Annotated in this window: 9 protein-coding genes, 1 tRNA gene and 1 riboswitch; of the genes, 5 read left to right on the top strand and 5 right to left on the bottom strand. The window is 65.1% G+C overall.

Going from position 1 to position 14957, the window contains the following annotated elements; all coding sequences use genetic code 11:
• Window positions 1-260 precede the first annotated feature (260 nt).
• The 4 genes from C513_RS0110635 to map form a co-directional block, all read right to left on the bottom strand.
• Window positions 261-345, bottom strand: a tRNA-Leu gene (locus tag C513_RS0110635).
• Between the two features lie 84 nt (window positions 346-429).
• Entirely contained in the window at window positions 430-1500 is a 1071-nt protein-coding gene (locus C513_RS0110630; RefSeq protein ID WP_018715996.1) for a 3-deoxy-7-phosphoheptulonate synthase, read from the bottom strand.
• Window positions 1501-1582: 82 nt separating this feature from the next.
• Complete coding sequence (gene glnD / locus C513_RS0110625; RefSeq protein ID WP_018715995.1) at window positions 1583-4411, bottom strand: [protein-PII] uridylyltransferase; 2829 nt, start codon at window positions 4409-4411, stop codon at window positions 1583-1585.
• Window positions 4412-4436: 25 nt separating this feature from the next.
• Window positions 4437-5255: a type I methionyl aminopeptidase gene (gene map, locus C513_RS0110620; protein WP_018715994.1), complete on the bottom strand. Its 819-nt coding sequence runs from the start codon at window positions 5253-5255 to the stop codon at window positions 4437-4439.
• A gap of 116 nt (window positions 5256-5371) precedes the next feature.
• Window positions 5372-5631, top strand: a riboswitch (cobalamin riboswitch).
• A 144-nt stretch (window positions 5632-5775) separates the two neighbouring features.
• Between map and C513_RS0110615 the strand changes: the two genes are divergently transcribed.
• The 5 genes from C513_RS0110615 to purL all read left to right on the top strand — a co-directional run bounded on the left by C513_RS0110615 (window position 5776) and on the right by purL (window position 14680).
• Window positions 5776-7818, top strand: a complete 2043-nt coding sequence (locus C513_RS0110615; RefSeq protein ID WP_018715993.1) for a TonB-dependent receptor plug domain-containing protein — start codon at window positions 5776-5778, stop codon at window positions 7816-7818.
• Window positions 7819-7824: 6 nt separating this feature from the next.
• A complete protein-coding gene (locus C513_RS13280) occupies window positions 7825-8724 on the top strand; it encodes an ABC transporter substrate-binding protein (RefSeq protein WP_051084442.1) in 900 nt (299 codons plus the stop codon).
• A gap of 8 nt (window positions 8725-8732) precedes the next feature.
• Window positions 8733-9761 (top strand): FecCD family ABC transporter permease, encoded by a 1029-nt coding sequence (locus tag C513_RS0110605; RefSeq protein ID WP_018715991.1) that lies wholly within the window; start codon window positions 8733-8735, stop codon window positions 9759-9761.
• A complete protein-coding gene (locus C513_RS0110600; protein WP_018715990.1) occupies window positions 9758-10531 on the top strand; it encodes an ABC transporter ATP-binding protein in 774 nt (257 codons plus the stop codon). The genes C513_RS0110605 and C513_RS0110600 overlap by 4 nt, the downstream gene beginning before the upstream one ends.
• 102 nt (window positions 10532-10633) lie before the next feature.
• Window positions 10634-14680: a phosphoribosylformylglycinamidine synthase gene (purL, locus tag C513_RS0110595; RefSeq protein ID WP_018715989.1), complete on the top strand. Its 4047-nt coding sequence runs from the start codon at window positions 10634-10636 to the stop codon at window positions 14678-14680.
• 127 nt (window positions 14681-14807) lie between these two features.
• Here the strand turns inward: purL and C513_RS14320 are convergent.
• On the bottom strand, window positions 14808-14957 hold a 150-nt coding region (locus tag C513_RS14320), incomplete at its 5' end, for a Tn3 family transposase (RefSeq protein WP_018715988.1).

Raw genomic sequence — 14957 nt, 5'->3', positions numbered from 1 at the left:
TGCCAGCGGCAAAGGCAGCAATGATGTGCCAGGGCTGAGGGTGTTCGCGGGCGATTTCTGGAAGCAGTTCTACCGCCAGGGCGGCCAGCACGACACCGGCGGCAAAGTGCTGGATCATGCTGCGCGTCTGGTGGCCGGGTGACCAGACGGCCGCCAGCAAGCCGCCGACCAGGGCGACCACGGCCGGAATGGCCATCAGGAGGAAGGGGGAGGAGGTCATGACACCGGCAGATTGGTGAAAAACACCCCTGCAATAGTCATGGTGCCCGGGACGGGGGTCGAACCCGTACGCCTTGCGGCTCCGGATTTTAAGTCCGGTATGTCTACCAATTCCATCACCCGGGCAGGGTTACCGGGCGTGACCGGTCGGCAACGCGCCATTATAAAAGAAGAGGCCCCGCCCCGATGAGGCAGGACAGGTAGACAGGCTCAGCCCGCCCGACGCTTGCGCACCGCCGCCGCCAGCTCGCGCAACACCGGTTCGGTCTGCTCCATGCTGATGCAGGCATCGGTAATCGACACACCGCGCTTCAGCTCCCCCTTGCCCAGATCCTGACGACCTTCTTCCAGGTGGCTTTCGATCATCACGCCGGTGATACGCGCATCGCCGCCGGCGATCTGGCTGGCCACGTCGGAGGCGACGTCGATCTGGCGCTGGTGCTGCTTGCTGCTGTTGGCGTGCGACAGGTCGATCATCACCTGCGGGCGCAACTGGCTGGCCTGCAGCGCCTCACAGGCGGCCTGCACGTGGGCGGCATCGTAGTTGGGGGTCTTGCCGCCGCGCAGGATCACGTGGCAGTCGTCATTGCCGCGCGTCTCGAAAATCGCGGCCTGGCCCATCTTGGTCATGCCCATGAAGGCATGGGGAGATTGCGCCGAAACAATGGCGTCTACCGCCACCTTGACGCCGCCATCGGTCCCGTTCTTGAAGCCCACCGGGCAGCTCATGCCCGACGCCAGCTGGCGGTGGCTCTGGCTTTCCGTGGTGCGTGCACCAATCGCGCCCCAGGCGATCAGGTCGCTGATGAACTGCGGGCTCAGCAGGTCCAGGAACTCGGTGCCGGCCGGCAGGCCCAGCTCCACCACTTCCAGCAGCAGGCGGCGTGCGCGCTCCAGGCCTTCATTCATGGCAAACGTGCCATCCAGGTGCGGATCGTTGATATAGCCTTTCCAGCCCACCGTGGTGCGCGGCTTCTCGAAATACACGCGCATCACCACCAGCAGGTCGTCGGCCAGCTCCTGCGCCAGCGGCTGCAGGCGGCGCGCGTACTCCATGGCCTGGTCATGGTCGTGAATGGAGCAGGGCCCCACCACCACGATCAGGCGGTCATCGCGGCCATGCAGCACATCGCTGATGGCGCGGCGCTGTTGCTCCACGCGGTCGATCAGCGTATCGCTGACCGGCAGGCTTTCTTGCAGCAGGGCCGGTGTCAGCAGCGGGCGCACGGCGCGGATACGGGTATCGTCGATGCGGGTGGTGTCGTGAGTCGTTTGGGTCATGTCGTTTGTCCGTGGCAATGGCTATGCCGCCGCATTGTAACCATGCCCGGTGACACGGCCATGGAACAGCGGCAGGCGGGAATCAGTTGGTATCCAGCGCTTCCAGCAGCTGGTGCTCCAGTTCGGTCTGGAATCGGGTGGAAGACAGCTCCGGCGCATGGATCAGAAAGGTGTCTTCCACGCGCTCGCCCATGGTGGAGATCTTGGCCAGCTCCAGCGCGATACCGTTGGCCGCCAGTACGCGCGTGATGCGGTAGAGCAGGCCGATGCGGTCGCTGGTGTTGATGGTCAGCAGCCAGTTCTGGCCCTTGTCATCAGGGGCCAGCTTCACATAGGGCGTGATCGGAAATTCCTTGACGCGGCGCGACAGGCGTGTGCGGCCGGGTTCGCGCAGCGGTTCACGCTTTTCCAGCGTCTGTGTCAGCGAGGTTTCTACCATGGTGATGAACTCGCGGTAGTGCTCCGGCATGATGGCGGTGACCATCAGGAAGGTGTCGAGCGCGCAGCCGTCACTGGTGGTGTGTACACGTGCATCCAGAATGCTGAACGAGCCGCGCTCGAAAAAGCTGCAGATGCGGGCAAACAGATCCGGTTCGTCCGGCGTGTACACCATTACCTGCAGGCCCTCGCCATGCGGCGACAGGCGTGCGCGCACAATCGTCTTGCCTTCGCCTACATGGCGTGCCAGATGACGCGTGTGCCAGGCGATGTCGCCGCTTTCGTGGCGCATGAAATAGCGCACATCCAGCGTCTGCCACAGCTTCACATGGCCGTTGTGCGGCATGGAGTGGCGTGCCAGCTCGATCAGCGCCTCGCGCTTGCGGGCTTCCACCAGCGCATCGGCATCGGGAATATGGCCGCCCAGCACACGCTGCGTGCTCTGGTACATCTGCTGCAGCAGCTTGCCTTTCCAGGCGTTCCATACCTTCGGGCTGGTGCCGCGGATATCGGCCACGGTCAGCAGATAGAGCGCCGTCAGGTAACGCTCGCTGCCGACCAGCCGGGCAAAGCGGGTAATCACCTCGGGATCGTTCAGGTCCTGCTTTTGCGAGACCTGGCTCATGGTCAGGTGTTCGCGCACCAGAAAGGCCAGCAGCTCGGTATCGTCCTTGCCGATGCCATGTGTCTTGCAGAAGCGGCGAATCTCGATTTCGCCCAGCTGCGAATGGTCGCCGCCACGGCCCTTGGCCACATCGTGGAACAGCGCGGCGGTAGAGAGAATCCAGGGCGCATCCCAGCCGGCAGCCAACTGCGAACACAGCGGGTATTCATGCGCATGCTCGGCCTTGAAAAACCGCCGCACGTTGCGCACCACCATCAGGATGTGCTGGTCCACCGTGTAGACATGGAACAGGTCGTGCTGCATCTGGCCGACGATCTTGCGGAACACCCACAGGTAGCGGCCCAGCACCGAGGTCTGGTTCATCAGGCGCAGCGCCTGCGTCACGCCGCTCGGGGCCTGCAGGATCTGCAGGAATTGCTGGCGGTTGACCGGATCGCGCCGGAAGCGGCTGTCCATGAGGGCGCGCGCGTTGTACAGCGCCCGCAGCGTGCGTGCCGACAGGCCCTGGATGCCGACTTCGCGCTGCAGCACCAGAAAGGTTTCCAGAATCGCGTGCGGATGGCGCTGGTAGAGATCGTCGGTGGCGACGTCGAGCAGGCCATCGGTATCGAAGAAGCGCTCATTGATCTTGCGGCGCGGCCGATCGATCTGGCGCGGCAGGTAGTCCAGCCGGGTCAGTGCGGTACTGGCCACCGGGTTGACCACGGATTGCTGCTGCAGCGGCGAGGCCTCTTCGGCGGCTGCGGCTGCAGCCTTGTCCTGCTGGCGCTGCTGCAGCGCGCGCATGGCTTCCGTCACCGGAGCCGGATCGTAATCGTAGGTATGGCCGCTGTCACGCAGGCGCTCGGCAATGTTGAGCAGCAGGATCTGGCTCAGCTGTACCACGGCCTTGGCTGTCCAGTAGTAGTGCCGCATCAGCGCTTCGCTCGGACGGATCGGATTGCGATCCGGGCCGGTGCGCGTGGTGCGTGACTGGGTGGTGTAGCCGAGCTGTTCGGCCACACTGGTTTGCACATCAAACAGCAGGCGATCCTCGTGGCGGCGCGTTACCAGGTGCAGCTGGCTGCGGATCATGCCCAGCATGGCATAGGTCTGCTTGATCTGGCGCGCCTCGTAATCGGTCAGCAGGCCGCTTTGCAGGATGCTGTCCCAGCTGTTGCCGTAACCGGCAGCCTTGGCCACCCACAGCAGCACATGCAGATCGCGCAGGCCGCCGGGCGATTCCTTGCAGTTGGGCTCCAGCGAGTAGGGCGTGTTGTCGTATTTGGCGTGGCGCTGGCGCATTTCCAGCGTCTTGGCCAGGTAGAAGGCGTAGGGCTGCATGGCGCTGTCGCAGGCGGCGCTGAGCTGCGTGAACAGCTTGCGCGATCCGGTGATGTAGCGCCGCTCCAGCAGGGCGGTCTGGATCGTGATGTCTGCCTGCGATTCGGCGATGCATTCCTGCAGCGTGCGCACGCTGGAGCCGATCTGCAGGCCGGTATCCCAGCAGCAGCTGATGAAGTTTTCGACACGCTCCTTCAGCTCCGGGTTGCCAGCCAGGTCCAGGCCATCGGGCAGCAGGATCAGCACATCCACATCGGAGTAGGGCGACAGCTCGGCACGGCCATAGCCGCCCACGGCTGCCAGCAGCAGGCCGCCGCGCTGCAGGCCGTGCGCACGCCACAATGTGGTCAGCATGCGGTCGGTCAGGCGCGTGAGCTTGCGCCACAGCGTGTTGACGCTGCGCAGCGCACGCAGCTTGCGGCCACTGGCAGCAAAGGCCGCGAACAGGGCCTCCTTGTCCTGCTGGTAGCCGGTGCGCAGACCGGCCAGTGTTTCCGGGGAAAGAGGGGCGAGAGTCTGCGGCATGCGGGTCTGCAAAAAATGTGGCGGATCAGGTCTTGGTGGAACTGACGAAATCCGGCAGTGCCGGCATGCCGGGCGATACCGTCAGTACCTCGTAGCCGGTCTCGGTAACGACCAGCGTGTGCTCGAACTGGGCGGACAGGGAGCGGTCCTTGGTGACAATCGCCCAGCCATCCGGCCCCTGCTTGATCTCGCGGCGACCGGCATTGACCATCGGCTCGATGGTGAAGATCATGCCGGGCTGCAGCTCTTCGAGCGTGCCGGGCTTGCCATAGTGCAGCACCTGCGGCTCGGTGTGGAATTCCTGGCCGGTACCGTGGCCGCAGAACTCGCGCACCACGCTGTAGCCGTGGCCTTCCACGTACTGCTGGATGGCGTGGCCGATGTCGCCCAGGTGCGCCCCCGGCTTGACCTGCTGGATGCCGAGCCACATCGATTCGTAGGTCACGCGCACCAGACGCGAGACAAACGGCGGAGCCGCTTCCTCACCGCCAACGATGTACATGCGGCTGCTGTCGCCATGCCAGCCGTTGGTGATCGGCGTCACGTCGATGTTGACGATATCGCCTTTCTTGAGCGGCTTGTCATTGGGGATGCCGTGGCAGACTTGGTGGTTGACCGAGGTGCACATGGACTTGGGGTAGGGCGTATGGCCGGGCGGCGCGTAGTTCAGCGGTGCCGATACCGAGCCGCGCGAGGTGGTGTATTCGGCGCACAGGCGGTCCAGCTCGTTGGTGGTGACACCCGGCACGACAAAGGGCGCCAGGTAGTCGAGCAGCTCACCGGCAAAGCGGCCGGCGACACGCATGTGTTCGATTTCTTCGGGGGTATGGATCTTGATGCTCATGGGGTGCAATTATCCTAGGAATAGCGGGACACCGCAGGCAGCAGGGATTGTCGGGCCTGCACAACAGGCGGACAAGGTGGCGCTTTGCATTTACAATCCGACACTTGCCGGCACCATGCCGGTGACAAGACCCAGGTGCCTGTGATGCCGGAATGACCCGGCTGGCAGGTTAAACGGGAACCGGGTGCGTGCCCAGCGCACAATGCCCGGACTGCCCCCGCAACGGTAAGCGAGTGAGGGTGCATCAGGCCATGTCAGGTGGCAGCCACTGCAGATTCCATGCGGTGCCGTGCAATGCGGCAACCGGCGCGGATGGCGGGAAGGCGATGCATCAAGACTTGCGAGTCCGGATACCGGCCTGAGTTGCATGTGCTGCCATGACAGGGTGATGGCAGCGGAAAACCTGGCCGTCTGCGGGGTAGCAGACACGGCGGCAAGGCTTGGTCCGGCAGATGCTGTCGGCCAGCCACCACGACCGACCTGTCGCATGCAGCACGGCCTATCGATACGAGAACAGGCCTTGAAACTCCATCCTCATTCCATTCGCCTGGCAGGTCTGCTGATCTGCCTGACTCCGGTTGCCGCTGCCGTGGCGCAAACCGTCCAGCCCGATGCCGTCGAGTCGGCCTTGCAAGTGGCTGCAGCCAGCCCGCAGGACGAACCGTACCGCGTGGTCGTCACCGGCGCGCGCGCACCGATGCCGCTGAAGGACACGCCGCAGCGCATCGAGGTGGTGACACGCCAGGAGATCGAGCGCACGCCGCATCGTGAACTGGCCGATCTGCTGGGCAAGACGACCAACGTGGACACCAAGCGCTACCCGGGCATGAGTGGCTCGGTCGGCATGCGCGGCTTTACGCCGAGTTCGCCGATGACTGGCGAAAGCATGCAGACGCTGATCCTGCAGAACGGCATTCCGGCCGTCAACAACAACCTCAGCTTCATGCCGGTCAACGGCGTGGCGCGCATCGAGGTCATGAAAGGCCCGGCATCTTCGCTGTATGGCTCCCAGGCCATGTCGGGCGTGATCAACGTGATTCCGGTGCGTCGTACCGGGGAGATTGAGGGCGGTGTGGGCGTCTCTGCCGGCAACCACAACTTGCGCCAGGTCGAGGCGGATATCGGTGGTGCCATCAACGAGACGCTCAATTTCGACTATTTTGGCAACTGGGAAAAACGCCGCGACTACAAGGATGGTCGCGGTCAGACCATGGAGTTCAGCGGCTACAAGAAGCACAGCCATGGCCTGCGCCTGGGTGCCGAACTGGCACCGGGCTGGACGCTGGATGCGCGCGCCGACCTGTTCCGTGCCGATGACGTGCAGAACCCCGGCCCCGATCCGGAAATCAAGCAGTTCGAGACCAGCAAGGATGCCGAACGCGACCTGTACAGCCTGACGCTGCAAGGCGAGCTGGGACAACACACGCTGTCTGCCGCAGCCTATACCGGCAAGGAAAACTACGTCAACTACGATCTCCGTAAAGACAGCAGCCTGGCCCAATCCTACGATTCGCGCATCAAGTGGCACGGCCTGCAACTCAAGGACGAATGGGACTGGGCCGACGGCTACAAGCTGGTGTTTGGCTACGATTACAACCAGACCGAAGCCAGCGCACGCAGTGGCACGCCGCCCTGGACTTTCTCCTATAACCCGGACAGCAAGCTGAAGACGCATGGCCTGTATGCGCAACAGAACGTCAACCTGAACGAGGGCAGGACCAACTTCTACGTGGGTGGGCGTTATGACCGCATTACCATGTCCACGCTGCCGACCGATGGCCTGGGCAACGTGACGCAAAGCCGCGAGTTCAGTCAGTTCAGCCCCAGCGCCGGCATCAAGCAGGAAGTGGCACCGGGCATCTCGCTGCATGCTTCGGCCGGCAAGGGCTTCAGTGCGCCCAGCGCCTGGAAGCTGTCTGGCGAGTACTCTGGCAGCGACTGGAAATATGATGAGGCTACCAAGGAATGGTATCCGGTGCCGATCACCTATGTCGGCAATGCCAGTCTGGATCCCGAAAGCAGTGTCAGTGTCGATGCCGGTATCGGTATCGAGCGCGAAAACTGGAACATGGACCTGACGCTCTACCACACGCGCGTCAAGGACAAGATCGTCGCCTACGATGTCAGCCCCGGCCTCAAGAGCTGGCGCAATGCCGACGAGGCGCGCATGCGCGGCGTCGAGCTGACAGGCCAATGGCAGTTCAACCCGAATCTGCATCTGGATCTGGGCTATACCCACAGCTTCCGCAGCGAACAGCGCAATGGCAGTGTCTGGTCGCCCCTGGAGTACGTGCCCAAGAACACCGCACGTGCCGCCCTGGTCGGCAACTGGGACAGGCTGCATGCCCGCCTCGGTACCCGCTACAACGGCAAGAGCTGGAAATCCAAGGCTGAACGTGGCGGCTACACGCTGTGGGACATGAGCCTGGGCTATGTCATCGACAAGCGCCAGACGGTCAGCCTGAGCGTGGACAACCTGTTCGACCGCTACTATGAAGAAGTCCATAACTACAACATGCCGGGCCGTGAAATCCGCCTTGGCTACCGTTGGGACTTCAGGTAATTGACCATGTCCAGCCGTCCGCTTCGCCGCCCGATGCTGCGCCACGCCCGACGCTGGCTGGCCGCGGGTTGCGTGGCGGCGGCGCTGGCCGGCTGTCAACCCGGGCCGTCGCAACCCAAGGCGACAGCGGCCATTCCGGGTCACCCCGAACGTATCGTCTCCCTCAACCTGTGCACCGACCAGCTGCTGCTGCAGCTGGTGGAACCACAGCGCATTGCCGCGGTCAGCCGGCTGGCGCACGATCCCGGCCTGTCGGTGCTGGAGCCGCAGGCGCGTGCGCTGCCTGCAGTCCGTGGCGATACCGAAGAGGTGCTGCTGCTCAAACCGGATCTGGTGCTGGTGGGCCGTTACACGGCACGCTACACCACGCAGATGCTGCGCTCGCTGGGCATTCCGGTGCTGGAAGTGCCGCTGGCCAGCAGCCTGGCCGAGGTGCAGCAGCAGATCACGCTGGTCGCTGATGCCGTGGGAGAATCGGCCAAGGGCAGGGCGCTGGTGCAGGCGCTACAGCAGCGCCAGCTGGAGTTGCAACAGGCGGCGCAGCAGCAAGCCGCGCCATGGCCGGTAGCGGCCGAGCGCAGCTGGCAGGGCTACAGCACCGGCACAGGCACCTTGATGAACGAGCTGATCGAACTGGCCGGCTACCGCAATGCCGGCGTCGAGGCCGGCCTGACCGGCTATGGCTATCTGCCGCTGGAGCGGTTGGTGGCCACCCACCCCGATCTGATGCTCACGCCCGACTACGCCAGCGACATGCCCAGCGTGGTGCCGCGGGACCAGCTGCACCCGGCGCTGCAGCACACCGCGCTCGACAGCCTGACGATGCAGACCCGCACCACCATCTGCGGCGGCCTCTGGAGTCTGGATACGGCAGCGCGCATGGCACAGCAGCGCCAGGGCCGATAATCGCTGCCATGACTGTTTCCGAATTCTCTGCCATGCCGGGTCGCGCCCGTTGGTCGCTCGTCCGCTGGCTGCTGGCCGGGCTGGTGCTGCTGGCGCTATGCCTGCTGTCGCTCACCATTGGCTATGTGGACATGTCGCCGCTGCGCCTGCTGCAAGGCGTGCTGGCTGGTGACTGGGTGCCCAGCCGCATCTTCTGGGATCTGCGCCTGCCGCGTACCGTGCTGTGCGTGGCGGTGGGTGCCGCACTGGGCATGTCCGGTGCCGCACTCCAGGGCCTGTTGCGCAACCCGCTGGCCGAACCCGGCCTGCTGGGCGTCACCAGCGGCGCCGCGCTGGGTGCCGTGATCGCGCTCTACACCGGCCTGGCGCAGATGGCCGCGCTGGCACTGCCGCTGGCCGGCATGGCCGGTACCGCGCTGGCGGTGCTGCTGGTGCTGCTGCTGGCGCAGCGCAACCAGGACACCACCACGCTGATTCTGGCCGGCGTGGCGATTTCCTCGCTCTGCAGCGCACTGATTGCGCTGGTGATGAACTGGTCGCGCAATGCCTTTGCGCTGCAGGAAATCGTGTTCTGGATGATGGGCTCGCTGGCGGATCGCAGCATGCGTGAAGTGGCACTGGGCGTGCCGGCGATCGTGCTCGGCCTGCTCTTGCTGTGGCAATCGCGCCGTGGCCTGCAGGCGCTGGCGCTGGGCGAGGAAACCGCACACACCATGGGCATCCGTCTGCCGCAACTGCGTCTGCTGGTGCTGGCCGGCACGGCCTGCAGCGTGGGCGCAGCGGTGTCGGTCGCGGGCAGCATCGGGTTTGTCGGGCTGGTGGCACCGCATGTGATGCGCCCCTTCGTCAAGGCCGATCCCGCCGCGTTGCTGCCGGTATCGGCCTGGGCCGGGGCCATCCTGCTGCTGCTGGCCGATATCGGCGTGCGCCTGGCCTACAACGATGGCCAGGAACTCAAGCTCGGCGTGCTGACGGCGCTGATTGGCGCGCCGTTCTTCCTGTCGCTGATCCTGGGCCTGCACCGGAGGTCGGCATGAGTGCGCTGATGATGCAGATGCAAGGCGTGCAGATGGAGGCCGGCAAGCGTACGCTGCTGCACGGTATCGATCTGGAACTGCGCAGCGGCCAGCTGCTCGGCATTCTCGGCCCCAACGGCGCCGGCAAGACCAGCCTGTTGCGCACCTTGCTCGGCATGGCGCCGGCCAGCCAGGGCCGCATCCTGCTGCAGGATCGGCCGCTGGCGCAGTGGTCGGCCGGCGAGCGCGCACGCCACATCGCCTATCTGGCGCAAGGCCAGCAGGTGCACTGGCCGCTACCGGTAGCCGATGTGGTGGCGCTGGGCCGGCTGCCGCATGGCGATGCCGAGCGTCCCGCTGGCGAAGCCGCCATCCAGCGGGCCATGGCGCTGACCGACTGCCAGCACCTGTCCACCCGCAATGTACAGACGCTGTCCGGCGGCGAGCGCGCCCGCGTGCTGCTGGCACGTGCGCTGGCCACCGAAACCCCGATCCTGCTGGCAGACGAACCGCTGGCCGCGCTCGATCCGGCGCACCAGCTGCAGATCATGGGCCTGCTGCGCCAGCTGGCGGGGCAGGGCATGGCAATCGCCGTGGTGCTGCATGACCTGACGCTGGCCTCGCGTTTCTGCCACCAGGTCTGTGTCTTGCAGCAGGGCCGCATCCAGGCGCACGGCCAGCCGGCACAGGTGCTGGACGATACCCTGTTGCGCCAGGTTTTCGGCTTGCAGGCGCTGCGGCTGCAGCAGCTCGACACCGATTGCATCGTGCCCTGGGAAGTGCTCACCTGAAGCACGGGCACAAGTGCGTGGGGAATGCCCACGAAGCCCCCACCGACATGCCCGCCGATTACAATGGCGGTTTACATCAGCTGCCTGTTGCCTCTCATTTCCATGCAGACAACCATTACCCGTTTCGAGGGCGGCAACGCTCTCACCCATTTCCGTTCCCAGCAACTCCTGAGCCAGATCCAGGCGATCGCTCCCGGTGTGCGAGCCATCACCGGCCAGTTCATGTACTGGGTTGAAAGCGACCAACCGCTGGATGCGGCCAGTCAGCAGGCGCTGCAGCAGCTGCTGACCTATGGCGAGCCGGCCGAAACCGCTGGCCAGCCGCTGGCCAGTATCGTCATCACGCCGCGCGTTGGCACCGTGTCGCCCTGGGCCTCCAAGGCGACCGATATTGCGCGCAACTGCGGCTTGACCGATGCCGCCAGCGTGCGCCGCATCGAGCGCGGTACCGTATACACGCTACAGGGCGGCAAGCTGAAGGATGGCCAGCTGGAACAGATTGCCGCGCTGCTGCACGACCGCATGACCGAAAGCGTGCTGCCCACGCTGGATGCCGCCAACAGCCTGTTCACCCACCTGGACCCGGTGCCGATGGAGCACGTCGATGTGCTGGGAGGTGGCCGTGCCGCGCTGGAGCAGGCCAACCGCGACTGGGGCCTGGCGCTGGCCGACGACGAGATCGATTACCTGCTGCAGGGCTTCCAGGAGCTCAAGCGCAATCCGACCGACGTGGAACTGATGATGTTCGCGCAGGCCAACAGCGAACATTGCCGCCACAAGATCTTCAATGCCGAATTCACCATCGATGGCGAAAAACAGGACTTGAGCCTGTTCGGCATGATCCGCAATACCGAAAAGGTATCGCCGCAGCACACCATCGTGGCCTATTCGGACAACGCCGCCATCATGGAGGGCACGGTCAGCCAGCGTTTCATGGCCGATGAATCCACCGGCCACGGCATGCGCTACCGCGCCCAGGACAAGCTGCAGCACGTGCTGATGAAGGTGGAAACGCACAACCACCCGACGGCGATTTCGCCGTTCCCCGGCGCCTCGACCGGCGCTGGCGGCGAAATCCGTGACGAAGGTGCCACCGGCCGCGGTTCGCGTCCCAAGGCCGGCCTGACCGGCTTCACGGTATCGAAACTGTGGGGCGGCATGAGCGACCAGCCGGGCGGCAAGCCCGAGCACATCGCCAGCCCGCTGCAGATCATGACCGAAGGCCCGCTGGGTGGTGCCGCCTTCAACAACGAATTCGGCCGTCCCAACCTGACCGGCTATTTCCGCGAATACGAGCAGACCATCGTCAGCCGCACGCAGGAGGGCGTGCAGGTGCGCCAGATGGGCTACCACAAGCCGATCATGATCGCCGGTGGCCTGGGCAGCATCGATGCCGGCCTGACGCACAAGATCGAATTCCCGGCCGGCACGCTGCTGATCCAGCTCGGCGGCCCGGGCATGCGCATCGGCATGGGCGGCGGTGCGGCCAGCTCGATGAGCAGCGGTGCCAACGCGGCCCACCTGGACTTCGACTCGGTGCAGCGTGGCAACCCGGAAATCGAGCGTCGTGCGCAGGAAGTGATCAACCACTGCTGGGCCATGGGCGAGCACAACCCGATCCTGGCGATCCACGACGTGGGGGCCGGCGGCCTGTCCAATGCCTTCCCCGAACTGGTCAACGATGCCGGCCGTGGCGCGCGTTTTGACCTGCGCAGCGTGCCGCTGGAAGAAACCGGTCTGGCACCCAAGGAAATCTGGTGCAACGAGAGCCAGGAACGTTACGTGATGGCAATCGCCCCGGAAAGCCTGGAGCAGTTCCGCGCCCTGTGCGAGCGCGAGCGCTGCCCGTTTGCCGTAGTCGGCGTCACCACCGACGAGCGCCACCTGCATGTGGGCGCGGTCGATCTGGACTCTGGCAAGATTGTCGATCAAGACCTGCCGGTCGACATGCCGATGAACGTGCTGCTGGGCAAGCCGCCCAAGATGCAGCGCGATGTGCAAACCATCATCCACCACGGCATGCCGCTGGATACCGGCGATCTGGACCTGCAGCAGGCCATCATCCAGGTGCTGAGCCACCCGACCGTGGCCAGCAAGCGCTTCCTCATCACCATTGGCGACCGCGCCGTGGGGGGCCTGACGCACCGCGACCAGATGGTCGGTCCGTGGCAGATTCCGGTCGCCGATGTGGCCGTGACCCTGGCCGATTACGCCGGTGTGGCCGGCGAGGCCATGAGCATGGGCGAGCGCACACCGCTGGCCGTGTTCGATGCGCCCGCTTCCGGCCGCATGGCCGTGGCCGAGGCCATCACCAACCTGCTGGCCGCTCCGATCGAACTGCCGCGCGTCAAGCTGTCCGCCAACTGGATGGCCGCCTGCGGCGAAGCCGGCGAAGATGCCGCGCTGTACCGCACGGTGCAGGCCGTGGGCATGGAGCTGTGCCCCGAGCTGGGCATCTCGATTCCGGTGGGCAAGGACTCGCTGTCCATGCGCACCCAGTGGCAGGACCCTTCTGCCGAAGGCGCAGCCCAGGCGCGCAAGGTGGTCTCGCCGGTCAGCCTGGTCATTACCGCCTTTGCCACGCTGGAAGACGTGCGCGGCACGCTCACGCCGCAGCTGGACCGCGACACGCCCGATACCCGTCTGCTGCTGATCGATCTGGGTCGAGGCCAGCAGCGCATGGCCGGCAGCATCCTGAGCCAGGTGCTGGGGCAGGGCGGTGACATCGTGCCGGATCTGGATCAGGCGAAAGACCTGATCGCCCTGGTCCAGGCCGTCAACACCCTGCGCGCGCAGGGCAAGATCCTGGCCTACCACGACCGCAGCGACGGCGGCCTGCTGGCAGCCGTGGCCGAAATGGCCTTTGCCGGTCATGTCGGTGTGGCCCTGACGGTGGACATGCTGCTGGCGCACGGCGATGGCCTCAGCGACAGCCGTCTGGACAGCGGCGAAGCCAAGAACTGGGCGCAACAGACCTCGGGCCGCCGCCACGAAGAAACGCTCAAGGCGTTGTTCAACGAAGAGCTGGGCGTGATCCTGCAGGTGCGCAAGGAAGACCGCAACGATGTCATGCAGGTGCTGAACGCGCATGGTCTGGGCGGCTGCAGCCACTTCATCGGCAGCGTGCGCAACGAGAGTTCCGAGGTCGATGCCGGCAAGGGCCAACTCTCGATCTGGCGCGATGCGCAAAACATCTTCAGTGCCGAACTGGAAGACCTGCACCAGGTGTGGGACAGCGTGAGCTGGAAAATTGCCCAGCAGCGCGACAACCCGGCCTGCGCCGACAGCGAACACCAGGCTGCTGGCGCCAAGGGCGATCCGGGCATGCACGTGCACCTGACCTTCACGCCTGAGGCGCCTGCCGTGCACACCAGCCGTCCGCGCGTGGCCGTGGTCCGCGAGCAGGGCGTCAACTCGCACGTGGAAATGGCCTACGCCTTTGACCGTGCCGGTTTCGAGGCACTCGATGTGCACATGACCGATCTGCAGACCGGCCGCGTCAAGCTGGACGATGTGCAGGGCGTGGTTGCCTGTGGCGGCTTCAGCTACGGCGACACCCTGGGTGCCGGCGTGGGCTGGGCGCGCAGCATCACCTTCAACCCGGTGCTGCGCGATGCCTTTGCGCAGTTCTTTGCACGCCAGGACACCTTTGCCCTCGGCGTCTGCAACGGCTGCCAGATGTTTGCCGAACTGGCCGGCATGATCCCCGGTGCCGAGCACTGGCCGCGTTTCACGCACAACCAGAGCGCTCGCTTCGAGGCGCGCCTGAGCATGGTCGAAGTGCTGGATTCCCCCAGCATCTTCCTGCAGGGCATGGCCGGCAGCCGCCTGCCGATCGCCGTGGCGCACGGCGAAGGCTTTGCCAACTTCGCGGTGCAGGGCGACCACGCCCAGGTGCACAAGGCCATGCGCTACGTGGACAACCACGGCCAGCCGACCGAGGCCTATCCGTTCAACCCGAACGGCAGCCCCGGCGGCCTGACAGCTGTCACCACCGCCGACGGTCGCTTCACTGCCATGATGCCGCATCCCGAGCGCGTGTTCCGCCAGCTGCAGATGAGCTGGACCGATCCGGCCCAGGCCGGTGACAAGACCGGCTTCAGCCCGTGGATGCAGCTGTGGGTGAATGCCCGCAAGTGGATCGGCTGATCTGCCTGGACAGGCGCTGAAAAGCCAACGGGCCTGCAGGTGCATCCTGCAGGCCCGTTTTCTTTATCGGGTGAAATGTTCAGCGGCGGAACTTGGGGTCGTCTCAGAAAACGGAAAATAAAGCACGCTAAGCCGGTTGCAGCGGCCGTAGCGGCCTGAACTTGCCCGCGCCGATCTTGGCGCTGCTGCGCCAGAGGTAATCGCCGGTCAGGTTGATGTGCTCCCAGCCGAGCGGCGACAGGTACTGCAACAGGCCGTCATCGACGGCTTGACCGTG

Source organism: Allobrachymonas chironomi DSM 19884 (genome assembly GCF_000374625.1).
GTDB lineage: Bacteria > Pseudomonadota > Gammaproteobacteria > Burkholderiales > Burkholderiaceae_C > Brachymonas > Brachymonas chironomi.
The sequence above is the reverse complement of the archived record's forward strand: the minus strand, read 5'-3'. Positions and strand labels throughout refer to the sequence as shown.

Excerpts from the sequence above, each read along its gene's own strand:
- C513_RS0110630 (WP_018715996.1), bottom strand. The coding sequence starts at position 1,500 with ATGACCCAAACGACTCACGACACCACCCGCATCGACGATACCCGTATC.
- map (WP_018715994.1), bottom strand. The coding sequence starts at position 5,255 with ATGAGCATCAAGATCCATACCCCCGAAGAAATCGAACACATGCGTGTC.
- glnD (WP_018715995.1), bottom strand. The coding sequence starts at position 4,411 with ATGCCGCAGACTCTCGCCCCTCTTTCCCCGGAAACACTGGCCGGTCTG.
- C513_RS0110605 (WP_018715991.1), top strand. The coding sequence starts at position 8,733 with ATGACTGTTTCCGAATTCTCTGCCATGCCGGGTCGCGCCCGTTGGTCG.
- purL (WP_018715989.1), top strand. The coding sequence starts at position 10,634 with ATGCAGACAACCATTACCCGTTTCGAGGGCGGCAACGCTCTCACCCAT.
- C513_RS0110600 (WP_018715990.1), top strand. The coding sequence starts at position 9,758 with ATGAGTGCGCTGATGATGCAGATGCAAGGCGTGCAGATGGAGGCCGGC.
- C513_RS13280 (WP_051084442.1), top strand. The coding sequence starts at position 7,825 with ATGTCCAGCCGTCCGCTTCGCCGCCCGATGCTGCGCCACGCCCGACGC.